Origin of the sequence: Corynebacterium crudilactis (assembly GCF_001643015.1) — a bacterium.
GTDB classification, from domain to species: domain Bacteria; phylum Actinomycetota; class Actinomycetes; order Mycobacteriales; family Mycobacteriaceae; genus Corynebacterium; species Corynebacterium crudilactis.
In genome coordinates, this window is sequence record NZ_CP015622.1 from 978,858 (window position 1) to 1,002,324 (window position 23,467).

Genomic DNA, 23,467 nt, shown 5'->3' on the forward strand with positions numbered 1-23,467 from the left:
GAGCTGCCCAGTGATAAACCCCGGGTTAACCCCACGCCTAAGTCAGTGAAGGACTTTTTATGACGCACAACCACAAGGACTGGAACGATCGCATTGCAGTTGCGGAGGAAATGGTTCCCCTCATCGGGCGCCTGCACCGCAACAACAACGTGGTGGTTTCCGTATTCGGTCGTCTCCTTGTGAATGTCTCAGATATCGATATCATCAAGTCTCACCGCTATGCTCGCCACATCATCTCCAAGGAACTTCCACTGGAAAGCTCCTTGGCTATTTTGCGTGAGCTAGTTGAACTGAACCTTGGTACTGCATCGATTGACCTGGGACAGCTGGCCTATAATTTTGAACAGTCCGAAAGCACTGATCTGCGTGCGTTCTTGGAAGAATCTCTGACCCCAATCATTGGCGCAGAAACTGAAAGCAAACCAACAGATATCGTACTGTACGGCTTTGGTCGTATTGGTCGTCTGCTTGCACGCATCCTGATCTCCCGCGAAGCTCTTTATGATGGTGCTCGTCTGCGCGCCATTGTGGTTCGCAAGAACGGTGAAGAAGATCTGGTCAAGCGCGCTTCCTTGCTGCGCCGCGATTCTGTCCACGGGGGCTTTGATGGCACCATCACCACTGATCATGACAACAACATCATCTGGGCAAATGGCACCCCAATTCAGGTGATTTACTCCAATGATCCAGCAACCGTTGATTACACCGAGTATGGCATCAATGACGCAGTTGTTGTGGATAATACCGGACGCTGGCGTGACCGTGAGGGCCTGTCCCAGCACCTGCAGGCCAAGGGTGTGGCCAAGGTTGTGCTCACCGCACCTGGCAAGGGTGATCTGAAGAATATCGTTTACGGCATCAACCACACTGATATCACCGCTGATGATCAGATTGTTTCTGCAGCATCATGCACCACCAACGCAATTACTCCTGTGCTTAAGGTGATCAACGATCGTTATGGCGTTGAATTCGGCCATGTGGAAACCGTGCACTCCTTCACCAATGACCAGAACCTGATCGATAACTTCCACAAGGGTTCCCGTCGTGGACGCGCAGCAGGCCTTAACATGGTTTTGACCGAAACTGGTGCAGCAAAGGCAGTGTCCAAGGCGCTTCCAGAGCTGGAAGGCAAGCTCACCGGCAATGCGATTCGCGTTCCGACCCCAGATGTTTCCATGGCAGTGCTCAACCTGACCCTTGATAAGGAAGTCGACCGCGATGAGGTCAACGACTACCTACGTCGCGTGTCTTTGCACTCCGACCTGCGCCAGCAGATTGATTGGATCCGTTCCCCAGAAGTTGTGTCCACTGACTTCGTGGGTACTACTCACTCAGGTATCGTCGACGGCCTTGCTACCATCGCTACCGGCCGCCACCTGGTGCTTTATGTCTGGTACGACAACGAATTCGGCTACTCCAACCAGGTAATTCGCATCGTTGAAGAAATCGCAGGCGTACGCCCCCGAGTTTACCCAGAGCGCAAGCAGTCCGACGCGTTGTAAATTGCTCTACTTAGGCTTGGGGAGTTACTGCCAGTATGCGGAAAATGGTAGGTAAACCAAGCCTAATACCGTACGATTAGATATATGAGCAAGCGTAAATCACGGGTTAAGGTCACCCACAATCCGCTGGGCATGAAAATTAAGTCCACCTGCTGCCGCAAAACTCCGCGCTGCGTCGGCTGCCCTGTGGTTTACACTCGCTTGCTCAAATCTGGCGCCCTAGAAAGCGATGACGCTGATCTGCCGCGTCGCCTCAAAGAGGCACGCCGTAAGTAGCTAGCCCTGCAGATGCTTTTCGACGAGATCTGCAGCGTCCGCAGCCATGATTGGGATATCAGCTAGTTCCTGTTTGCCAAAAGGCTTCAACACAAAAGTAGCTGGATCCATGCGTCCCGGTGGTCGACCAATGCCCACACTTAGCTTCCAATAATCCTTGGTGCCCAAAGACTTGGATATGGATTTCAATCCATTATGTCCATGATCACCGCCACCTTGACGAAGCTTGATAGAGCCGAAATCAAGATCCAATTCATCGTGGACAACGAGGACATTAGCCGGAGCAATTTTAAAGAAATCACACAGCGCCCGAATGGGAGTTCCCGAAAGATTCATAAAACTCCGCGGCTTAGCCACAATTAAACCAGGCAATTGCGCAATTTCAGTGTTGGAGCGTTTATGCACACTGAAGGAAGCAAAGTTGCGTGAGGCTAATTCTTCTGCAACCTCGAAGCCAATATTGTGGCGTGTGCCAACGTATTTCGGGCCGGGATTTCCCAGGCCAACAACTAAAAGAGGAGAGTTATTCACATTCTCATCCAACCATGAGATGTGGGTAAGCAAAAACGGGCCCTCCGTCTCCAGCGCGGTAGGCGATGATCGTGCACTTCATCACCTTCCACACTGGAAGCGGGGAACCCGTTTAAAAAGTATGCTTTTTAAAAAAGCTTACTCAGCTGCTTCTTCAGCATTCTCATCGGTCTCTTCTGCTTCAACTGCAGGAAGAACGATGTTGACGATGAGGGTCTCAGGATCCTCGATCAGGGTGGTATCTGCATCAAGAGCAACGTCAGCAGCGGTGATCTGTGCACCGAGCTCGAGGCCTTCGATGGAAACCTTGAACTCTTCAGGGATGGAGAGAACGTCAGCCTCAACCTTGATGGTGTCAGCATCCTGAACAGCCATGGTACCTGGAGCGGACTCGCCCTCAACGATGACTGGAACGTCAACCTCAACCTTTTCGCCGCGCTTGATAGCAAGCAGGTCGAGGTGGTCGATGTTGAAGGTCAGAACGTTCTGATCAATGTGCTTGATCATGGTGAGCTGCTTCTGGCCCTCGATGTCAAGCTCAACAACAGCGTTGACGCCCTCGTTGCGGACTAGGCCAGCAAAGGTGCGGTGGTCAACGGTGACGTGCAGGTTGGTCTCAACGTCTGCGCCGTAGATAACAGCAGGGATCTGGCCAGCGACGCGTGCGCGACGTGCGGAACCCTTGCCGAACTCGGAGCGGACAGCAGCCTCAATGGTTTGGTACTTTGCCATAGTGAATTCTCCTCATGGATAAAGATGGACACTCGGCCGCGAAAATAAAAAATGCCCGCGACCGACTCGAATGTCTTGGTCGAGTCTTCGCAGGCAGTACACAAAAAGTGCACTAAAGAAGTCTGGATCGCGTCGATAACGGTGAAGCACAATTGGCTTTACCCTCGCCGAGACTCAACCATGCTAGCACGCAGCTGTACTCAGATTCAAAACTTCTCTCTGAAAAAAGGAGCATACTGGGGGAGGACCGCATAACAGAGAATCTGGAAGAAAGCGAAATAACTATGGCACGCCTGCAACATGACATGATTTTTATCAATTTGCCAGTTACTGATCTGGCCACCTCGAAGCGTTTCTATGCTGGTTTGGGTTTCAAAGAAAATGAGATCTTCCGCGATGAGCACACTGCATCTTTTGAAGTCAGTGATGTCATTGTGGTGATGCTTTTGGAAACAGAACGCTTTAACAGTTTCACCAAACGCCCTGCGGTGGAAAGCAACGGTTCTCGAGAGGTACTCAATTGCCTTTCTGTCTGTTCTACTGAGGATGCGGATGAATTGGTACGGCGTGCTCAAGAATTCGGTGGCGTGGTCACCAGAGAACTTGCTGCTGAGGGGCCAATGTATGGTGGCGCTTTTGATGATCCAGATGGCCACGGCTGGGAATTGATGTATTTCGATCCAGAGGCATTGGCCCAGCTTCAGGCGGAATAAGACTTAAGCTTAAACGCTTAAGTTTTTGAGAGCTTCCCGGCGGCTTAGTGGTGCAAGATCTGTGGCATCCACAAAGGCTCGGACCCAGCTGGGGTCATGTCGGGCGAAATCCCGCAAGGCCCAACCGATGGCTTTGTTGATGAAAAATTCGGAAGATCCAAGGTTATGCTCGATGATCCAGGCCAGTAGGGCAGCGTCAGTGTTCTTTTTACGCCCCAATTGGTGAATGATCGCGATGCGTCGCACCCAGAAGTCTTCATCCAATGCCCAGTCTCGCATGAGAGCATCGTTGTGGTTAGCGCCGATGGGTTTCGCCAGTGAATCAACAGTGTCCCACCAGGATTTGGTTTGGACTAAAGCTTTAGCAAACCCTAGATCGGTAATGCCAACACGTTTGATGTGATCGCAGGCCACGTATTGGTATTCCCGTTCTGTGGCGTGGAAACAAGCAGAGACAAAGTCTGTGTCCAACTCTTTGAGCGCATACAGCACAGGTTTGCAGGCATCCTGGCGCGGTGTTGCAGGGATACCTAGAAAAGAAAACTGATCCCGCATGTAGCCAGCCATTCCGGTGGCACGTGCGGGATCAGCGAGAGGCTCCAATGCACACCGGACGCGGTTAAATGCGTCCGATACGATCATGGGGTTTTATGCCTCGCCCTCAAACAGGGTGGTTACTGAGCCGTTTTCGAAGATCTCGTTAATGGTGCGAGCCAGCAGTGGCGCGATCGACAAGACAGTCAGGTTGCTCCAGCCCTCAGTGGACTGTGGCAGGGTGTCGGTGGTGATAACTTCTTCAGCACCGCAATCGGACAGGCGCTCGCGAGCTGGGTCGGAGAACACACCGTGGGTACAAGCGATAACGACTGACTTTGCGCCAGCTTCCTTCAGGACACCCACTGCACCGGCGATGGTTCCGCCAGTGTCGATCATGTCGTCGAGAAGCACGCAATCCTTGCCGTCGACGTCGCCGACGACGCGGTTGGCAACAACCTCGTTGGCAACCTCAGCGGAGCGGGTCTTGTGGACGAATGCCATTGGAGCATCGCCAAGGGTGTTTGCCCACTTTTCTGCAACCTTGACGCGGCCAGCGTCAGGGGAGACAACGCAGATGTTGTCGAGGTTGTAGTTCTGCTTGATGTGATCGGTCAGGATCGGCATCGCATGCATATGGTCGACTGGGCCGTCGAAGAAGCCCTGGATCTGATCGGTGTGCAGATCCACAGAAACGATGCGGTCTGCGCCAGCGGTTAGCATCAGGTCAGCGATGAGGCGAGCTGAAATTGGTTCACGTCCACGGTGCTTCTTGTCCTGGCGCGCGTATGGGTAGAACGGCAGGATCGCGGTGATGCGCTTTGCAGATCCACGCTTCAATGCGTCAATCATGAGCAGCTGTTCCATCAACCACTTGTTCAATGGCTGGGTATGGGACTGCAACACAAAGCAGTCGGAGCCACGAACTGATTCTTCAAAGCGGACGTAGATTTCACCGTTGGCGAAATCGCGTGCCGTCATTGGGGTTACCTCGACACCGAGCTCTTTAGCTACAGTTTCGGCTAGTTCTGGGTGCGCACGACCCGAAAAAAGCATGAGGTTTTTTTGGTTTTGTTTCCAGTGAGCAGTCATGTGAAGTCTGCTTAGCCTTCCTGGTTGAGGACGTTTTGGGCTGCTTCTGCGGCTTGCGCTGCAGGGGTTCCCGGGCGCTTGTTTTGCACCCAGCCTTCGATGTTTCGTTGGCGTCCACCGGACACGGCAAGGGCTCCTGGCGGAACATCGTCTTTGATTACTGTACCGGCTCCGGAATATGCTCCATCACCCACGGTCACTGGAGCGATAAACATGGTGTCAGAACCAGTGCGAACGTGGTCTCCGATGGTGGTGTGATGCTTGTTCACGCCGTCATAATTAACGAAGACAGAAGAGGCACCAATATTGGTGTCTTCGCCGATTGTTGCGTCACCAACGTAGGTGAGGTGTGGCACCTTGGAGCCACGTCCGATGGTGGCTTTTTTGGTTTCTACGAAGCCACCGAGCTTTCCTTCTGCGCCCAGTGTGGTTCCTGGACGAATGTAGGTGAAGGGTCCAACGGTGGCATTTTCACCGATGGTAGATTCTGAGCCGTGGGTGCGGATCACGGATGCACCATTACCAATGACCATATCGGTCAAGGTGGTGTCAGGACCAAGCTCAACACGATCACCGATGACGGTTTCGCCCTTGAGCTGAGTGCCTGGGTTGATGATGACATCACGACCGATGGTGACCTCAACGTCGATCCAGGTAGTTGCAGGGTCCACGATGGTGGCGCCACCGCGCATAGCAGCGATAACGGTACGGCGGTTTAACTCAGCGCCAGCTTCAGCCAATTGCACGCGGTCATTTACACCAGCAAGTTCTCGGGCATCAGCAGCAGTGTAGGCGCGAACTGGGTGGCCTTCATTGCGTGCGATTCCCAAGACATCAGTCAGGTAGAGCTCACCCTGGGCATTGTCTGATTTGAGTTCGGACAATGCAGAACGCAGGATGGCAGCGTCAAAAGCGAAAACGCCAGAGTTCACTTCGTCGATGGCACGGATGTCTTCGGAAGCATCCTTTTGCTCCACGATTGCTGTGACTTCGCCTTCTTCGTTGCGCACGATGCGGCCATAACCGGTTGGGTCATCAAGTCGCATGGTCAACACAGTTACTGCGGTAGGAACCGTGGTGTGTGCTTCTAAAAGAGCAGACAAGGTATCTGCAGTCAGCAGCGGAACATCGCCATTGGTGACAATGATGGTGCCCTCGAAGCCTTCCAACTGATCCATTGCGCATTGCACAGCGTGTCCGGTGCCGTTTTGTTCTTCCTGGATAGCGGTGAGAACTTCGCGGTCCAATTTATTGGCAACCTCTACAACAGCAGGGCCTACCTGATCGCGTCCATGCCCAATTACTGCAACGATGTGCTGAGGATCTAGTCCAGCAGCAGCATGCAGGCTATGGGAGATGAGGCTGCGTCCACCGATACTATGCAAGGTCTTTTGTAAATCAGATTTCATTCGGGTTCCGGCGCCAGCTGCCAAAACGACAACTGCGCTGGAGAAATCGCTTGCGGTCAAGATGATCTCAAATCCTTAAAAGTTTTTGCGGGGCACTTATACCAAAGCAAGCATAATGCCCGTGGGCACAAAACCTGCGCATTTGGGTAGAAAATTTATGGGACTAGCCCGCGGATACCTCTTTCAGGCCTCGTGCACTTACCGTGCCAAGCAGGCCGATTGCCGCTAAAAAGAGCAAGGCTACTTCATTGCCGAAGATGGAGATCAGGCCAGAGAGCGCACCGACAATCAGCAAAACCACACCCATTAGTGTGTTGGCATCTGCAACATAGCGGGTGCGTAGATCTCCCTCCGCCATATCCATCACATATGTTTTACGCGCCACACGGATAGCAGTATGGGCGAGGTTAATGAGGAAAAAGCTTAGGGGAAAAACCACCGTATTAAGCGCATTGGAAGAAAACGTGGAACTTAAGACCACCAGAATCAGCACCATGGAGCCTAAAAATGAGCCTGCTGCCATGACATTTTTAGAGGAGCGGTCAGACCAGATTCCTGAAATTCTTCCACCGAGAATGGACGCTAAGCCGGATGCAATGAGAAAGAAGCCCAAGGATTGAATACTTTGTCCTGCTTGTGCAGAGAGCGCCACAATAAATGACGTAGACAGTGCAGTCACCAGCATCATAGAACGAACAGTGACGAAGCGTCGAAAAGCTTTATCTTCTTTTAGCGCGGTGAGGCAACGCCGAACCCAGGCATTATCGGTGGGCGCAGGCTGCGGGCTTTTAGTCTCGGGGAGCTCTATCCGCGCGAAGACCAATGATGCCAGCAGCCAGCTCAAAGAACTCACAGTCACAATTGCGGCGAGCAACCACGTGGGGGAATCCGCGCTTAAAAATACTGCGATCATAAGGCCCGCCAGCAGACCCATGACTCCGCCAATAACTGTGGCCCGGCCGGTTACCATCCCTCGTTTGCCTTTAGAAATAGCCTGGCCTTGCACATCTTTTGACGCAATCGAACACATGGAACGAAAGAGAGACAACGCTGCCAACAACACAATAATCGTGATGCCGAGCGCCCAACCACGTAAAAACAATGCAGCAATTCCCATGGCAGCCGCCGAAAGGAACTGGCCGTTGGAACCAATCACCCATACTTTGCTTCTCGACGTTTGCCTCAACACCCACCCGGTGATGGCAGCTTGCGGCAGCATCGATCCCGCTTCGCGGATCGGCACCAACAGAGCAAGCAAGAACCCCGGCGCGCCGCCTGCCTGGAGTAACCAGGGCAGCACCGTTTTGGCAGCGACGATTTGGTCGCCGATATTTTGCAGCCCGTTGGCCCAAATTAAACGCCGTGCATTGCGTTGTTCTGTGGGATTAGTCATGGAGTAAAGCTTAGAAGAGCATATGATGATGGGTGAATTTAATATCTTGATTGAGGAGTGAGTGCATCAATGGTGGGCCTGCCGGAGTTGAATCGTCGAACTTTTTTCAAAGGGGCTGGAGCGCTGGCAGCAACTGCGGTGGGTGCGCAGTTGCTTGTGGGCTGTAATGCTTCGAAAGTTCGGGGATATGGGGGTTCACCTCGAGCGTTGCCTATTCCGCCTGTAGAGCTGGGTGTTCGGGAGGGGAACAAAGTTCATTTCACCTTGGTGGCTCAGGCTGGCGATACGCAGATTTTGCCCGATGTGACAACTCACACCTGGGGTTTTAACGGCACGCATTTGGGCCCAACATTGGTGATGAAATCCGGCGATGAGGTCAGTGTTGATGTCACAAATGGTTTAGATGAGATGACCACTGTGCATTGGCATGGCATGAAGCTGCCAGCAGTTGCTGATGGTGGCCCGCATTCTCCCATTGGGGCTGGTCAGGTGTGGTCGCCGGAGTGGACTGTGGCTAATGAGGCCGCTACCTTGTGGTATCACCCGCACACTCATGGACTCACTGGATTACATGCATATCGGGGTTTGGCGGGCATGATTATTGTGGAAGATGAGGCAGCGACAGCGCTTGATCTGCCACAAGACTATGGCGTGGATGATATTCCCTTGGTGCTGATGGACCATCGCTTCTTAGAAGATGGATCACTTGATGAAGAAGATCTGCCAGATCTAGGCCTGCTGGGTGATACCCCTACGGTTAACGGCATCACGAATGCCCATTTTGCAGCAAGCACGCGCCGGGTGCGGTTTCGTCTGCTTAATGGTTCCAATATGCGATTTTTCAATATGGCGTTTTCTGATGGCAGGCAATTCCAGGTGATTGCTAGTGATACAGGATTGCTTGATTCGCCCTATGAGATGAGCAACTTGGCAATTGGTCCTGGTGAGCGGTGGGAAATTCTGGTGGATCTGGAACCAGGGGAGGACGTCACTCTAGAGTCTGTGGGTTTTGCAGATAATTTTGGTGTGCCAGATGATGAATTTGTGCCTGATTTTGGCATGGGGGATTCTTTCCAGCTGCTCACCATCACAGGTCCTGCAGAAGATGCTGCGACAGCGCCGGCGCTGCCAGGGCTATTGGTGAAATCCACTGTGCCGGACATTATCGATGCGCCGGAACGTTCCTTTGTGCTCAATACTTTTTCTATTAATGACCAACAGATGGATATGCAACGAGTAGATGTGATCATTGATCATGCTGAGCCGGAAATCTGGAAGGTGACCAATGATAATTCTGATTGGCCACATAATTTCCATATCCACGATGCTCGTTTCAAAGTGGTGAGCTTTGAAGGCACGGATGTGGAGCTATTCAATGAAGGTTGGAAAGATACGGTGGGTCTGCCTCCTGGAGCAACAGCAACGCTGGCAGTAGAATTTGGGCACTACCCAGATCCCACATGGCCGTATATGTATCACTGCCATATGCTCTACCACGAGGATCAGGGCATGATGGGACAATTTGTCATCGTTAATCCGGGCGATAAGCCCGCTGTACACTTGGGTTCTGGTGCTGCCGCTGCAGGGCACGAACACTGACATCGTGGGTGGCGCGTCGATAAGCATCATGACATTTGTCATTAAAAATATGTGAAGAGTGCAGAAAAACTCCTGACATATGGCTCTACCAGCGGGAACCTGAAATAGGCAGACTAGTACCTATGACAACGACACCCGCTATTGAAGTAACAGATCTGACAAGAACCTACGGCGATTACCACGCAGTCAAGGGTTTGAACTTTCACGTAAACCGCGGCGAAGTATTCGGATTGCTGGGCACTAATGGCGCTGGCAAGACCTCCACGCTGGAAGTCATCGAAGGGCTCGCTGCGCCAAGTGCTGGCACCGTGCGCATCTCTGGCCTGGACCCAGTTGCAGATCGCAGCATCCTGCGCCCAGAACTGGGCATCATGCTGCAATCCGGTGGGCTGCCCTCACAGCTCACCGTCGCCGAAACCATGGCTATGTGGCACGGCACCTGCGCGTACCCGCGCGATATTAAAGAAGTGCTTGCCGACGTCGACCTCCTGCACCGCGAAGACGTCAAGGTAGGCGCGCTTTCAGGTGGCGAACAACGTCGACTTGATCTTGCATGTGCGCTGCTGGGCGATCCTTCGATTCTTTTCCTCGATGAACCCACCACCGGCCTTGACCCAGAATCACGACGCCACACCTGGCAGCTACTGCTCGAATTGAAACAACGTGGCGTGACCATGATGCTGACCACTCACTATTTGGAAGAAGCCGAATTCCTCTGTGATCGCATCGCCATCATGAATGCTGGTGAAATTGCAGTGGAAGGCACCCTCGAAGAACTGGTGACACGCGAGAAATCCCTCATCAGCTTCGTGTTACCTGCAGAGGTGGAACTACCAATCCTTGTTGGCGCGGAGATCGTGCGCGATAACAATCACGTTCGTATTGCTACCTCCACCCTGCAGCAACACACCTTGGAAGTGCTCAACTGGGCTAATGAAGCTGGTGTGCACTTAGAAAACTTTGCCGCCAAACCAGCAACCTTGGAATCCGTTTTCATGGAGCTTGCAACACTGCAAAACGCAGGAACTATTTAAATCGCCTTTTAAGCCGCTGAAATCTTATTGAAGGAGTCTTCCATGACTATCTCTGCCTCCGCCGCATCCGACAACATCCGCGCTACTGTGAAGCGACGCAAATCTTCGATGCTTAAAACATCATTATTTAAAGCCGAATGGCTCCAATTCCGCAGAAACAAAACACTGTTGTTCATGGCCACAGTTTTCCCAGTCGGAATTCCGCTGCTGCTATTTCTCATCGGTTCAGGAACCGCAACACAATCTGCGAATTCCTTTGACTACTTTGTCTTGTACACACTGCTGTTTGTGCAGTTCTACACCGTGCTATCCATGGCAACAACGCGACGTGATGAACGAGTTCTGAAACGACTCCGCACCGGTGAAGCACGTGATATCGATATTGTGGGCGCAATCTGTTTCCCTGGCGCGCTGCTGACCATCATTTTTACTGTTGCCATCATTCCGCTGTTGATGGTTCTTGGCGCACCCGCACCAGTGAATCTGATTCCGATGGTGCTGGCCGTGCTCATTGGTTTGGTGCTGTGTAGTGCTCTGGCCTTTTTAACAAGTGGCTTCACCAAGAATGCAGAAGCAGCGCAGCTGACCTCAATGCCAGTGTTTATTCTCGCGATGGGTGGACTGGGATCAATGCGACCAATTTTCGGAGACAGCATTATCGCCGATATTATTGCCTTCACTCCCTTCGCCGCGATTAGCGATTTGGTGCAACTAGGTTGGGCTGGACTGACATTTACGGATGCGCTCAATGGTGATGAGGCTGCTAACTTTGCAGGAGTTTTGCAAGACATGCTCCCTCCATTGGGAATTTTGGCAGCCTGGACAGTGCTGGCTCTGTGGGCTGCGAACCGCTACATGCGATGGGATTCCTACCGCTAGCATTGGATAACAATGACTAAAAAATCTGGGCTTTCATTTTTGGCAACTCCCGTTATGGTTCCTTTCAAGACCTGGCGGGGGTTGCCTAGTCTTGCTAAATACACGCTTTACACAAGGGTCTCGTTGCAATCGACTCCCGTTGTGTTGTTGTGTGCTTATTTTTTTGCTGTTGCTGCTAACACCGGCGGGTTTAACCTGTCATTTTGGGTGATGTTCCTTGGTGCAGTGGTTATGTTGGTTTTTGCGGTGTTGGTGTATGAATTTCATCCTTCGCTTAACTCCCGTCCGCGAAGAAATGTGCAACCGTTTTTTATCACTGGTTTAGTGCTCACTCTTTTAGGCCTTGTTAGCTACCTGGTGATGCTGCTCCCAGCGCTTAATGGCTATATTTCAGAAAGTATGCGGCCGATAGTGCTGGTATTTGCTGTCTCCTGTGTTTTATTATTAGCAATTGCTTATGTGCCGTGGATGAATTATCGCTGGCTATGGGTGATTGCACTGTCTGCATTGTCGTTATGTGCCAGCACATTGTTTGTGATCATGCCAGTGCTCATGGTTGGAACAGTCCGCCTTTCTGTGTGGACCATTGATGTGATGAAAGAAGTTGAGCGTTCTCGCGAATTAGAGGCGTCACTGCGTGTTACTGAAGAGCGTTTACGTTTTGCTCAAGAACTCCATGACACCCTCGGTCAACATTTGGCTGCCATGTCAGTGAAATCTGAATTGGCCATCGCATTAGCCAAACGCGGTGATGATCGCTTGGAAAATGAACTCAGAGAACTGCAAAAACTCACCCGTACCTCCATGTCGGAAATGCGTGAGGTGGTGTCCGGCTACAGGTCTATCAACCTAGCCACGGAAATCGAAGGGGCAAGAAGCTTGCTTGCCGACGCCCGCATCCAACTTTCTGTCAACGGCACATCTACGGGCATCTCACCCGCGGACCGGGAAATGTGCGCATGGCTGGTCCGCGAAGCCACCACAAATATTTTGCGACACTCCGATGCAACCACCGCCACCCTCACCTTAAATAGTAAGGAAGTGCGCATGGACAATAATGGAGTACACCAAGACATCGGCAAACTATCCGGATTGAGCGCATTGCGAGCTCGTGCCGAAGCAGCAGGAATGACCTTGATGGTCTCCCGAAATGGCACACAGTTCAGCGTCACCATGCTCTTGAACCACGCCGGAGAAGAATAGAGATGACTCATATGATCAGCATTACAATCGCAGACGATGAAGCCTTGATCGCCAGCTCACTGTCCACTTTGCTGAACCTGGAAGAAGACCTAGATGTGCGCCATGTGGCAGGATCTGGGGAAGAAATCTTGGAATGGTGGCAGAGCCCTGAACACCGAACAGACGTCTGCGTTCTTGATCTCCAGCTTGGTGGCATCGATGGCATTGATACTGCAGCAAAGCTTATGCAACAGACTCCGAACTTGGCTGTACTTATCGTGACAAGCCACGCCATGCCTCGACAACTGAAACGTGCACTCAGTGCCGACATCTTAGGCTTTTTGCCTAAAACCTCCACCGCAGATGAATTCGCTACAGCAATTCGAACCGTGCATGCAGGCAGGCGCTTTATTGACCCAGAACTTGCTGCACTCACCATCAGCGCAGGGGAATCACCACTGAGTAACCGAGAAGAAGAAGTCCTAGAACTTGCCGGACAAGGCCTAAGCGCAGAAGAAATAGCGGTTGCTGCACATCTCGCACCGGGGACGACTCGAAATTATCTCTCCCAGGCTATGGCAAAAGTAGGCGCGCAGAACCGCTTTGAAGCGTTCACGCGCGCCAGGGAAATGGGCTGGTTGTAGGGGGATTAGAACGATAGCACCGCCAAGATGGTGGATCCGACGAATGCTGGCACGAAGGTCTCTCTGCCGAGGCCTGTCATGTTTACCCAGTTGGTGGTGCTCCACTCGAACCAGTGGTTGACGATTGAAACGATATCCATGAGCACTGCTTCCTTTGCGTGACGTGCGAACGGTTCTAAACTTTCCGCCCACAATTGATGGTGACTTAGCTCATATTGTAGAGAAAAGTAATTACTCTATGACGGAATTATTCATAACTGTTGTTATTTTGTAACTATTCGACACGATATTTTCCTCCAGCTTTTGCAGCCTCGTGTGTCATGATAAATGCGTGGTACAGCCCCAGGAACACCTCGACGCAACATTGATTGCCGCAGATACGCATGGAGATCTTGATGATGGATCCCGTGATCAGCGGCAGCCTCTTGGCGTACAAGGTTGGAAATATGCGCTCAAACGCGCTATCGGAGATATTTTTCCAGATAGTTTGCTTGATTTAGCAGCGCTTTTAACTTTCTTCTCAATTTTATCGCTCGCTCCGGCGTTGCTGCTGGGCTATTCCGTGATCACGCTGTTCTTGGCCAATGATTCCATTGAGATTCTCGGACGCGTGAGGGAATTGGTTCCGCAGTATTTCCCAGAAGAACAAGCCCATGTTGTTTTAGGGGTTATTGATTCGGTAGCTGGCTCTTCGACTGGCGGCCGGGTTGGTGTTGCAGTGGGTGTGCTTGTTGCGCTGTGGACATCATCGGCTTATGTTCGAGCATTTTCCCGCTGCGCCAATGCTGTTTATGGACGAAGCGAGGGAAGAACCTTATTGAAGCAGTGGGGAATGATGCTTCTGCTGAACTTTGGATTGCTCCTTGGCATTGTGATTATTTTGGTCTCTTGGGTGCTCAATGAAACCCTTGTTATGGGGCTGCTTGCGCCAATCGCAGAGCCTTTGCACTTGGCGGAGGAGCTCAGTTTCCTCACCGATAAGTTCATGCCTATTTGGAATTGGGTGCGGTGGCCAGTGATTGTGGTTGCGCTCATTGTGTTTGTGGCGACCCTTTATCACTGGGCGCCTAACGCTCGTCCGTGGAAATTCCGCTGGTTAAGTTTTGGTGCTTTCCTGGCCATCGTGGGCATTATTCTTGCGGGAATGGCGCTGAACCTGTATTTCTCATTGTTCGCTACTTTTAATTCTTATGGTGCCGTGGGGTCGATCATTGCGGTGATCGTGGCATTATGGATTTTCAATATGTGCCTGGTCATGGGGCTGAAATTTGATGTAGAGATCAGCCGGGTGCGCCAATTGCAGGCCGGCATGCCTGCCGAGGACTACAGCCTGGTGCCGCCTCGGTCTATTACCGCGGTGGCGAAAATGAAGCAGCGTCAGCTAAGCCTTGCCGAGCAGGCGCGGGCGTTTAGAGGCGAAGATTAAAAGATTGCTTTTCGACGCCCACTCAAGGATTTTCCCATTAGGTGTAACGTGAGGGTTATCACAAAATTAGGAAAGGTTGAACAATGAAGATTCGTCAGCGTGCGCTCATTGCATGTCTCGCAGCGGTTTCATTAGTAGGAGCCCCTGGTGTGATAGCTACTGCCAAGTCGCAAGATTTGACCCAAGCATCCGTTTCGTCATCCTATGACTTGCTCCAGAATCCCATCACCGCTCCGATCGGATTGGTAGTGACTTTGTCATCGATGAGTCTGCACTATTTGATGTGGTGTCCATTTGCGAAAAGCGTGGGCTGGATTGAGCCTGGGGCACAGCAGTGTGTTTTCTAGGGTTAGTGCATTTGGGAACTAATCCTTCTTGCCGCCTGGAGTACTAGGGATTGGTGCTCGAGGATGGCGTCACCGTTGATGATGCCGTCGTGTCCAGCGATGGTGAGTGATGCAATAACATCATCGTGGCCATTTCTGATGGGGGCAGTCATGCTCACTGTTCCACGGCTGCGCTCTGAAGTACTGATAAAAAGGCCATCTGTCCGGATATTTTCCAGATCCTTTTTGAGCGATTCTGATGATTGTATGCGTCCATCGGCTAGGTCGATGGATGCATATTCGTTGACTATTGCGTCTTGGGAATCTGTGTCCATGTAGGCCAGTAGTACCTTTCCTCCGCCGAGAGTTAAGGACAGTATTTGGCCAATGGGGAATTGGTAACCAAGGGCGTTGGGGGCTTCGACTCTGGAGATAAGTACTCTCTGGTCATTTGAGGCAACGAATACGGAGGAGGTGAGGGAGGAGATTGTTGCTACCTCCCTCAAGATGGGAGGTGAAATTAGCGCGAGACGATCTTGTAGTTGAAATGCGTGGGCATGGGGGAGCACTCGGGGGCCAAGTGTGTATCCGGTGGGGGAAGCCTTTAGGTAATCACGTTTTTCAAGTGTGCCAAGAATGCGTTTTGTTGTGGCGATGTGTAAACCTGTCGCCCTAGAGATCTGTGTGAGGGTGAGTGGATCGGTGGAAGTGGATACACTTTCGATGACATCGAGTGCTCGCTCTAGTGTTCGACCTTGATTTCCTTCAGAAATTTTATGCCTCCTTTAAGCGTGGACGTGTTCTAAGTATGATCCACTTCCCTGTGCGAAACAAGGTCTCACTAAAAGATAAAAGATTTCAGAATTTCCATTGACAATCCCTTGAGTCCTACGTCACAATGTCATACATCACTTCGTTAAGTGATAGTAATTATCATCTAGTGATAGAGGGGTTATGAAAGTAGCAGTTTTAGGCCTGGGAGAAGCTGGAATCATGTACTCGAGTGCTTTTGCACAAGCAGGGTGTGAAGTCCAAGGATTTGATATTCGGGAAGTTCCGGTACCTGAAGGAGTTGTTTTTGCATCTTCTGTGGAGGAGGCAGTGCAGGATGCTGAGCTTATTTTGAGCTTGGTAACATCCCGTGGAGCTGTTGCTGTGGCGGAAAAAACACAGGGTAAAGCAAATGATGGGGCAGTGTATATTGATCTAAATTCGGCATCGCCAGCCAAAAAGAATGAGGTCAAGGATGCACTCGGTGAAAAAATTAAAATGGTTGATGGCGCAGTCATCGGGTCTGTCATGCAATTTGGTGCGAAAGTTCATCTTCTGCTTGCCGGTAGTTATGCAACCGACGCTGCTGAAGCTTTGTCTGTAATTGGGGCGAAGACTGAGCCAATTGGAGGGGAAATCGGTGACGCTTCCCAGCGTAAGTTGCTTCGTAGCGTGTTCATGAAAGGGCTCGGAGCATTGATCTCAGAGTCCATGCAGGCTGGCGAGCAAACCCACCAGGTGGAATGGATGCGTGCACAAATTGCTAATGAACTTGCTCATGGTGAAGATGCATTAGATCGACTAAACGATGGCACCAAGCTGCATGCTTTGCGACGTTCCAATGAGTTGCAAGACAGCCTGGAGCAACTTCAGCATAAGGCGGATTCTGCACTTAATTGGCCAGTTACTCGAGGCGCGGTCGATGTGCATAAATACTGGGCACGTTCCCGTGAACTCACTATTACAGAGCAACTAGCGCAGGTTCCCACTGCAGCTCTTGGAGATGGCGGAGATCGTCTTGGACTTGTGCATTCTTCCATTAAGCAAACATGGAAATCACAGGCTATAGCAGGCAAGGCGTTTACCGTGTACACCAGGGAAGGAGATAACCAAGCTATCCACCGAGCGCTTAAAGAAGCAGCTCCCGGCGATATTTTAGTAATTTCCGGAGGTGGTTTTACCGAGCGTGCTCTGATGGGAGAGCTCATTGCACAGCGGGCGCAAAATGCAGGAATCAGCGGAATGGTCATTGACGGAGCTGTGCGAGACGTTGATGAGCTTCAGAAGCTTGATTTTCCAGTTTGGGCTGCAGGCGTTTCGCCGGCAGGTCCTTATAAGCATGGTCCAGGACGATTAGGCGTTCCAGTATCTATTGGTGGAGTGGTTTGCCAGCATCGAGACTTTATTGTGGCGGATGCAGATGGAGTTGTCGTTATTCCTGGCGAGAGTGCTGAACAACATTTGCAAGCTGGATTGGCCGTGGTAGCTGATGAAGCATCCCGCCGTGAACAAATCCAGGCAACTGTTCCGATTACCTAAATCCCCAAGAACGAAAGGAGGAAACCCATGCCTATTGCGCTGATTGCTCTTGCTGTATTTATCGCTGTCATTGTTGTGTGGAATGTTGTCTTTAAACGCAACATGGCAGAAGCAATGATTGTTGGATTTCTCGCCACTTTATTATTTGCAGGCGTTGATGCCCCACGGTTCGTTGTTGATGCACTGTCGGATGCAATTGAAAATGAAGTTCTTTTTGCCGCAGCAGCTTTTGTTTTCATGACATATTTTGTTCAAAAAACAGGGGTCATGGACCGTTTGGTGGGGATCCTCAGTTCCCTTCTGGGGCGTCTCCCAGGTGGCCCTGCGTTGGTTGATACCGTGGCTTCTGGCGCAATGGGCGCATTGGCAGGAGGATCAAACACCGGTAATGCCGCAGCTAGTGGATCAATCACTGGACCGTGGATGGTAAAAACTGGTTGGACTCCGCATCGTGCAGCCACGGTCATTGCTGGAAATGCAGGTCTTGGGGCAGCGTTGCCACCCAGCGCTTCAATGATTATCATGATCGGTTTTGCTGGAACATTAGTCACAACAAGCCAGGTCTATATGGCTTTGTTGGTAGCTGGTCTTTACCAAGTGGTCTATCGTATTTTTCTCACTGGTTGGTTTGTGTACCGTGATGGCATCAAAGCTGAACAAGGAGGAGATCATGTTCCTCTTCGTCAGTCATGGAAACAGGGTTGGCCCTCTACTTTGATTTTCATTGGTGCTGTTCTTCCAATTCTTTTAACTGTTGGTCCGTTAGCTAATTTCCTCGAATCAACTAAGATCGGCGAAGCCATGGGGGATATTTCGTTGATCATGTGGATTCCACTGCTTATTATCTTTATTTCTGGAGCAGTGGCCTGGCGGCAGTTACCGAAAACTCCTAAAGCCTGGTGGACATTTATGGGCGATGGAGTGCCTCAGTTCTACACCATTGGCACAATTTTGTTCTTCGCCATCATGGCCAGTGAAATTCTTGCTTCTTTAGGGTTAGATCGTGATGTCAATATGGTTTTGGAAGGGCTTAGCCTTCCCCTTTGGCTACTTGTTGTTTTGGTCGGCATGTTGGTTGTTCTCGTTGCGGGACCGCTGTCTTCATCTGCAACACTGAGTGCAGTTGGCCAGGTATCTTTGTTCGCCTTGGTTGGAGCTGGAGTGGAACCAATCCTGGCTTTGATTGCTATTTTGGTTTTTGCATCAACAGAAGGTGCGTCTCCTCCGGCCTCAGGATCGATTTTCGTTGCTTGTGGTATCACTGGAGCGAAACCCGAAAAGACATTTATTCCGCTTGTTATTTACTACGTTATTCCGTTCTTTTTCCTCGGTACGTTTATTGCCCTGGGAATAATTCCCGTGCCAACAGGAGGCTAGGCCATGAAAAAGTCAGTTAATAGCGCAACTAAATTCTTATTTACACTCTCAATCAGTATTTTCTTTGTGTTGGGCTTCTTGATCGTTGGTGGGCAGGCACTGGGTCTGATTATTCAGAATTCAGACCTCATTTCTAGTTCCTATGCTCTGTTGGCCAAACCATCTATTGCCATGGCAGTCATTGCTGGCTTGATGGGATATATCAATTACAACACCATTGATAAGTCTGGCTTTAAAGAGGAAGACGACGATTAACAGCTGTCGTGGCGCAGTGCTGAAGAAAAAATAGACGACCGCTAATCAGAGGAAACGAACTCCTCTGATTAGCGGTCTGTTGTTTTCCGCGGTGGTATTTTAGCCGCCTAGAACCACACCTTCTCGGCGTGGATCTGCGCCACCAATAATGGTGTCGCCGTTTTTCACTAGGGCGGATAGTCCACTTGATTGCTCAGCCACATTAACTTCGTGACCCTTGTCTTCAAGGTTGGATACTAGCGCATCGGAGTTATTGGCGATCAGTGGATGCTCGCTGCCGATTCCTGTTTTGGGCTGGTTCATTGCACCGAAATTGGGTGCTGAAACTGCTTGCTGTGGATCCATGTCCCAATCGATGATATTGACCAAAGTCTTCACCACAAATTGAATAATCAGGGAGCCGCCAGGGGAGCCGAGCACCATATTGAGATCTGAGATCTCTCCGGTGTCATTGGCATTAAAGACCAACATTGGAGACATCGATGAACGTGGGCGTTTTGCCGATTCCACTCGGTTGGCCACTGGCTCGCCCTCGTCATTTAGTGGCTCTGCAGAGAAGTCAGTGAGCTGATTATTCAAAATGAAACCGCGAGTGAAATGGAATGAACCAAAAGCAGCCTCCACACTAGTGGTCAGTGATGCGGCATTGCCGTAGGAATCGATGATGGAAATATGGCTGGTGCCGTTTTCTGGCAGGGGAGCCATGGCAGGTGCGCCAGTGAGTCCAGCTTGAGCTTCACCCATGGAGTTTTCAGGATCGATCAGGCTAGCACGTTGCTGTGTGTAGTCCTCACTGATGAGTTCATTTACGCCGCCACCAGGAACATCGACGAACGCAGGATCACCGATATAGGCATCGCGGTCTGCATAGGCAAGACGCTCTGCCTCTGAAATTAGATGAATTGCTTCTGGATCGGGAAGTCCACCGTCAAGACCCACTTCAGTTGGCGGATATTGGGAAAGGTCAAAGGTGTCCAAGATACCTAGTGTTTCCATCACTGTGACGCCACCGGAAGAAGAAGGTGGCATGCCGCACACAACCTTGTCACGATATGGAGCGCACAAAGCTTCGCGAGTTTCTGGGGTATAAGCAGCCAGATCAGCAGTGCTCATGAGGGATGGAGTGAATCCATCTACCTCCCGGGTTGCGCGTTCAACGATGTCTGCTGCGATCTCGCCTGTGTAAAACGCATCTGGTCCGCCCTCTGAAATAAGACGAAGAGTTTCTGCGTAGTCAGGATTTTGGAGAAGAGTTCCAGGGGATTTCGCTTCGCCTTCGGTGTTAAGGAAATATGCTGAAGCTTCTGGGTCATGGGAAAGATCTTCGGCGGAATTAGCAATAGAAGCGGACATGCGTGGGCTGATCGCAAAACCTTCGGTGGCTAATTGCTGGGGACTGGCCAAAACGTCTTGCCAGGAGGTTTGTCCGAAAGAATCATGCAATTGTCCGAGTGCTGCAACGATACCGGGGACTCCGATTGATCTGCCGGAACGTCGGGTATCGGGAGTTGGAGTGGATTGATCTTCTGCAGAAACATGGATGAGGTAGTTTTCATCTGCTGCGACTGGTGCAGTTTCGCGCCCATCAATGGCAGTTACGGCATTAGATTCTGCGTCATAGTACAGAATGTAGCCACCGCCACCGATTCCTGAGGATTGTGGTTCTGTCAGACCTAGAACGAATTGGGCGGTGACCAGGGCATCAGCGGCAGTTCCACCCTCGCGAAGAATGGTACAAGCGGCTTCTGAGGCCAGGGGATTGGCAGTTGCTACTGCATAGCCTTGGGTTTGTACGGGTGTCATTCCTTCGCGGAAGCCGGTGGCAATTTCGGGCGCGACGGAAATGTCTTCACCTGTATGGGTTCCTTCGACAGCTTTGTCGGAGGTCGCCTCTGCAGGTAATTCGCAGGGAGCAAGTGGAGCAGGGGCTTCGGATGTTGTTGCAGTTTCGGAAGCACTTGTTGAAGTGTCTTCATCGGTGGAACAGGAAGCAATGGTCAGGGTCAAGGCTGCCACAGTGAACGTAGCCATCGGTTTAAAGATTGTGCTTTGGGTCACTTTCATTTCTTGAGCCTATCAGGGAATTTTTATGTCCGGCGATATTTTTCCCAAAGAAAATTAATTGGTAATGACCAATGATTGATGACTTGCAATTACTTTCTAATTCATCTAAGGTTAATTCTTGGTTAACAAAAAGAGTTCTAAAGGTGAACTCAAGCGATCGGGTGGGGAATTCATCCACGAGTTACCGAAACTCCTTCGAGGGCAAGCCTGAAGGGACACTTCTTGCGAGAAGGAAAGGAAGAAACACTGTGAAAAGCATTCATCAGGAAATTAGCCGTATTGAGCGCAGCCACGATTATCTGTGGAGCGTTCGCGAAGACCTACATGCACGATTCGACTCCAAGCTAAAGTCACACATCGTTGACAGTGTCCTGGATAGTGTCGCAGAAGGTTACGAGGGACGTATTAATCGTTTCCGCAAAATCTTTATTGAAATGAAAGCGGTCGAAGAGCTACGTACTTTCGAAGCCTCCCGCCCAAGCCATCTGATGGCTGCATAAAAAACCTAAAAATAAAGACGTTGGACAGCATTGGGAAATGCTGTCCAACGTCTTTTGGTGTTTTTAGTGGTTATTCGCAGGCCACTCCGTCTCCGTCGCGGTCAAGCTTGGAGCTGTATCCAGGTGAGCCTCTATAGAGAGGTGCTGCTCCTGCTGCGCGAACTGCTGCACAGTTGGCGTAGGAAGCCTGGGCAGGAGCAGGAGCAGGAGCAGGGGCCGGTGCCGGAATCGCGGCAAATCCACGTGGGGTGTTGATGTTGTTATCGGGTTCTGAATGGCTTTCGGCAGCTGCAGGCTCCACAGCTTCCTGAACAGGTTCTTCCTCGGTGGAGGACTCGGTAACTGTTTCGGTAATGGTAGTGGCTTTTTCCGTGGTTGTCATAGTTGAGGTAACCGTTTGAGTAACAGTTGGTCCTGGCACCTCGACCTCAACGGTGTCTGCCCCGCAGGAGGTAACAAGTCCCATAAAGATAAGGAAGGAGGAGCCAAGAATTGCCCCCCATTTTATACAGCCCGAGCCGCGCTTAGCAGGCGTTTCGGGATGGGACGGGGAGGAGCTGTCATAGGGGAGAGTCATGGCGCCTTAGTGTGTAGAAGATTTTATATACGCTCATGAGCTAATACTAGATTTTCGATAGGAAAGACCATTGTGAGCAGCGACTCCTGGGAGGTACCCCTTTAAGGGGTTTTAAAGGATGGGCCTCAATGCAAGAGTTCACACTTATTGCAGAGGTGTATTCTTTGGCTCACTTCAATATTGGACGTGGCAGGAACATGCAGGTCAAAGCAGTGTGAGAAAATACGAAAACACCCGCTGATTAGCATTAAAAACGCTGGTCAACGGGTGTTTCTTCGTGCTTCCCCACCAGGACTCGAACCTAGAATGACGGTACCAAAAACCGTAGTGTTGCCTATTACACCATGGGGAACTGCAGTAATTAGCTGCACTGACAAAGTTTACATCATTGTCTTAAAAAACCAATTATTGGGGTCCGGTTAGCTGAGATAGTGTTGTTGACATGGTGCGACAGCGGATGACCGGCAAAGAACGTCGGCAGCAATTAATCTCTATTGGGCGTGCGGTTTTCGCTGAACGCGGGTTTGATGGTGCCAGTGTGGAGGAGATCGCCGCGCGGGCGAATGTGTCCAAGCCGGTGGTCTATGAACATTTTGGCGGCAAAGAAGGCCTGTATGCCGTTGTGATTGATCGGGAGATGATCAAACTTGAGGCAATGATTACGCAATCGTTGCAGCATGGCCGTTCGCGGTATCGCATTGAACGGGCGGTGCTTGCGCTGTTGACGTACGTGGAGGATGAAACGGACGGGTTTCTTATTCTGGTCCGCGATATGCGGCCTGGCGAGAGTCGTTCTTATGGCACTTTGCTTAACGACGCCACGACGCAGGTCTCGCACATCCTGGGCAATGCCTTTACCCGCTCGGGGCTGGATGATGAGTACGCAAACCTTTATGGTCAGGCTCTGGTGGGCATGGTCTCGATGACGGCACAATGGTGGTTGGATGAGCGTACTCCGCCGAAGGAAGAAGTGGCTGCGCATATTGTTAACCTCTGTTGGAATGGTCTAACAGGGATGGAAGCTGAGCCGAAGTTGACTCCTTTTAGTGCTACTGAGGGAGCTATTTTTGGTCAGGATAAAGAAGCTGATAAGGAGATTGGCGCGTGACACC

General features: G+C 51.0%; 25 protein-coding genes. 14 read left to right on the forward strand and 11 right to left on the reverse strand.

Annotated features, from left to right (window positions below; genetic code table 11):
• The first annotated feature begins 59 nt into the window (after nt 1-59).
• The gene (locus tag ccrud_RS04635; protein ID WP_066565070.1) at nt 60-1,502 is read left to right on the forward strand and encodes a glyceraldehyde-3-phosphate dehydrogenase; all 1,443 of its coding nucleotides are present in this window, start codon (nt 60-62) and stop codon (nt 1,500-1,502) included.
• Between the two features lie 84 nt (nt 1,503-1,586).
• Complete coding sequence (locus ccrud_RS04640) at nt 1,587-1,778, forward strand: hypothetical protein (RefSeq protein ID WP_066565071.1); 192 nt, start codon at nt 1,587-1,589, stop codon at nt 1,776-1,778.
• Here ccrud_RS04640 and pth read toward each other — a convergent pair whose 3' ends face one another.
• Entirely contained in the window at nt 1,779-2,309 is a 531-nt protein-coding gene (pth, locus tag ccrud_RS04645; RefSeq protein WP_066569532.1) for an aminoacyl-tRNA hydrolase, read from the reverse strand.
• Nucleotides 2,310-2,447: 138 nt separating this feature from the next.
• The gene (locus ccrud_RS04650; RefSeq protein WP_066565072.1) at nt 2,448-3,041 is read right to left on the reverse strand and encodes a 50S ribosomal protein L25/general stress protein Ctc; all 594 of its coding nucleotides are present in this window, start codon (nt 3,039-3,041) and stop codon (nt 2,448-2,450) included.
• 284 nt (nt 3,042-3,325) lie between these two features.
• On the opposite strand from ccrud_RS04650, the gene ccrud_RS04655 reads away from it, so the two are divergent.
• The gene (locus ccrud_RS04655; protein WP_066565073.1) at nt 3,326-3,754 is read left to right on the forward strand and encodes a VOC family protein; all 429 of its coding nucleotides are present in this window, start codon (nt 3,326-3,328) and stop codon (nt 3,752-3,754) included.
• A gap of 9 nt (nt 3,755-3,763) precedes the next feature.
• Here the strand turns inward: ccrud_RS04655 and ccrud_RS04660 are convergent, their stop codons facing one another.
• The 4 genes from ccrud_RS04660 to ccrud_RS04675 form a co-directional block, all read right to left on the reverse strand.
• Nucleotides 3,764-4,396: a DNA alkylation repair protein gene (locus ccrud_RS04660; protein ID WP_066565074.1), complete on the reverse strand. Its 633-nt coding sequence runs from the start codon at nt 4,394-4,396 to the stop codon at nt 3,764-3,766.
• A 6-nt stretch (nt 4,397-4,402) separates the two neighbouring features.
• Nucleotides 4,403-5,380, reverse strand: a complete 978-nt coding sequence (locus ccrud_RS04665; RefSeq protein ID WP_066565075.1) for a ribose-phosphate diphosphokinase — start codon at nt 5,378-5,380, stop codon at nt 4,403-4,405.
• A gap of 11 nt (nt 5,381-5,391) precedes the next feature.
• On the reverse strand, nt 5,392-6,849 hold the full coding sequence (glmU, locus tag ccrud_RS04670) for a bifunctional UDP-N-acetylglucosamine diphosphorylase/glucosamine-1-phosphate N-acetyltransferase GlmU (protein ID WP_066565076.1): 1,458 nt from the start codon (nt 6,847-6,849) through the stop codon (nt 5,392-5,394).
• A gap of 103 nt (nt 6,850-6,952) precedes the next feature.
• Nucleotides 6,953-8,182 (reverse strand): MFS transporter, encoded by a 1,230-nt coding sequence (locus tag ccrud_RS04675; RefSeq protein WP_066565077.1) that lies wholly within the window; start codon nt 8,180-8,182, stop codon nt 6,953-6,955.
• Between the two features lie 72 nt (nt 8,183-8,254).
• Between ccrud_RS04675 and ccrud_RS04680 the strand changes: the two genes are divergently transcribed.
• The 5 genes from ccrud_RS04680 (at nt 8,255) to ccrud_RS04700 (ending at nt 13,520) form a co-directional block, all read left to right on the forward strand.
• Complete coding sequence (locus ccrud_RS04680) at nt 8,255-9,781, forward strand: multicopper oxidase domain-containing protein (protein WP_066569536.1); 1,527 nt, start codon at nt 8,255-8,257, stop codon at nt 9,779-9,781.
• 122 nt (nt 9,782-9,903) lie between these two features.
• Nucleotides 9,904-10,815, forward strand: a complete 912-nt coding sequence (locus ccrud_RS04685; RefSeq protein WP_066565078.1) for an ABC transporter ATP-binding protein — start codon at nt 9,904-9,906, stop codon at nt 10,813-10,815.
• A 42-nt stretch (nt 10,816-10,857) separates the two neighbouring features.
• Nucleotides 10,858-11,694, forward strand: a complete 837-nt coding sequence (locus ccrud_RS04690) for an ABC transporter permease (protein ID WP_066565079.1) — start codon at nt 10,858-10,860, stop codon at nt 11,692-11,694.
• Nucleotides 11,695-11,817: 123 nt separating this feature from the next.
• Nucleotides 11,818-12,897 (forward strand): sensor histidine kinase, encoded by a 1,080-nt coding sequence (locus tag ccrud_RS04695; protein ID WP_245670377.1) that lies wholly within the window; start codon nt 11,818-11,820, stop codon nt 12,895-12,897.
• An 11-nt stretch (nt 12,898-12,908) separates the two neighbouring features.
• A complete protein-coding gene (locus ccrud_RS04700) occupies nt 12,909-13,520 on the forward strand; it encodes a response regulator transcription factor (protein ID WP_066569539.1) in 612 nt (203 codons plus the stop codon).
• 5 nt (nt 13,521-13,525) lie between these two features.
• On the opposite strand, the gene ccrud_RS15795 is transcribed toward ccrud_RS04700, so the two are convergent.
• A complete protein-coding gene (locus ccrud_RS15795) occupies nt 13,526-13,660 on the reverse strand; it encodes a hypothetical protein (protein WP_281181364.1) in 135 nt (44 codons plus the stop codon).
• A gap of 191 nt (nt 13,661-13,851) precedes the next feature.
• Here ccrud_RS15795 and ccrud_RS04705 point away from each other — a divergent pair, with 191 nt between their 5' ends.
• Complete coding sequence (locus ccrud_RS04705) at nt 13,852-14,946, forward strand: YihY/virulence factor BrkB family protein (protein ID WP_066565081.1); 1,095 nt, start codon at nt 13,852-13,854, stop codon at nt 14,944-14,946.
• A 349-nt stretch (nt 14,947-15,295) separates the two neighbouring features.
• On the opposite strand, the gene ccrud_RS15875 is transcribed toward ccrud_RS04705, so the two are convergent.
• Nucleotides 15,296-16,045 (reverse strand): IclR family transcriptional regulator, encoded by a 750-nt coding sequence (locus ccrud_RS15875; protein WP_066565083.1) that lies wholly within the window; start codon nt 16,043-16,045, stop codon nt 15,296-15,298.
• 181 nt (nt 16,046-16,226) lie between these two features.
• Between ccrud_RS15875 and ccrud_RS04720 the strand changes: the two genes are divergently transcribed.
• The 3 genes from ccrud_RS04720 to ccrud_RS04730 are packed head-to-tail and all read left to right on the forward strand — an operon-like array spanning nt 16,227 to nt 19,214.
• Nucleotides 16,227-17,582 (forward strand): RraA family protein, encoded by a 1,356-nt coding sequence (locus tag ccrud_RS04720; RefSeq protein WP_066565084.1) that lies wholly within the window; start codon nt 16,227-16,229, stop codon nt 17,580-17,582.
• 27 nt (nt 17,583-17,609) lie between these two features.
• Nucleotides 17,610-18,959 carry a TRAP transporter large permease subunit gene (locus ccrud_RS04725; protein WP_066565085.1) on the forward strand — a complete coding sequence of 450 codons (1,350 nt, stop codon included), beginning with the start codon at nt 17,610-17,612 and terminating at the stop codon, nt 18,957-18,959.
• A gap of 3 nt (nt 18,960-18,962) precedes the next feature.
• Nucleotides 18,963-19,214: a hypothetical protein gene (locus ccrud_RS04730; protein WP_066565086.1), complete on the forward strand. Its 252-nt coding sequence runs from the start codon at nt 18,963-18,965 to the stop codon at nt 19,212-19,214.
• 99 nt (nt 19,215-19,313) lie between these two features.
• Here the strand turns inward: ccrud_RS04730 and ggt are convergent, their stop codons facing one another.
• Nucleotides 19,314-21,278: a gamma-glutamyltransferase gene (gene ggt, locus ccrud_RS04735; protein ID WP_066565087.1), complete on the reverse strand. Its 1,965-nt coding sequence runs from the start codon at nt 21,276-21,278 to the stop codon at nt 19,314-19,316.
• The gene (locus tag ccrud_RS15415) at nt 21,250-21,456 is read right to left on the reverse strand and encodes a hypothetical protein (protein WP_157776008.1); all 207 of its coding nucleotides are present in this window, start codon (nt 21,454-21,456) and stop codon (nt 21,250-21,252) included. Before ccrud_RS15415 ends, ggt begins: the two co-directional genes overlap by 29 nt.
• A gap of 70 nt (nt 21,457-21,526) precedes the next feature.
• Between ccrud_RS15415 and ccrud_RS04740 the strand changes: the two genes are divergently transcribed.
• A complete protein-coding gene (locus tag ccrud_RS04740) occupies nt 21,527-21,778 on the forward strand; it encodes a hypothetical protein (RefSeq protein WP_066565088.1) in 252 nt (83 codons plus the stop codon).
• 70 nt (nt 21,779-21,848) lie between these two features.
• On the opposite strand, the gene ccrud_RS04745 is transcribed toward ccrud_RS04740, so the two are convergent.
• Entirely contained in the window at nt 21,849-22,244 is a 396-nt protein-coding gene (locus tag ccrud_RS04745; RefSeq protein ID WP_211271318.1) for an excalibur calcium-binding domain-containing protein, read from the reverse strand.
• Nucleotides 22,245-22,797: 553 nt separating this feature from the next.
• Here ccrud_RS04745 and ccrud_RS04750 point away from each other — a divergent pair.
• Complete coding sequence (locus tag ccrud_RS04750; protein ID WP_066565089.1) at nt 22,798-23,463, forward strand: TetR/AcrR family transcriptional regulator; 666 nt, start codon at nt 22,798-22,800, stop codon at nt 23,461-23,463.
• The last annotated feature ends 4 nt before the right edge of the window (nt 23,464-23,467 follow it).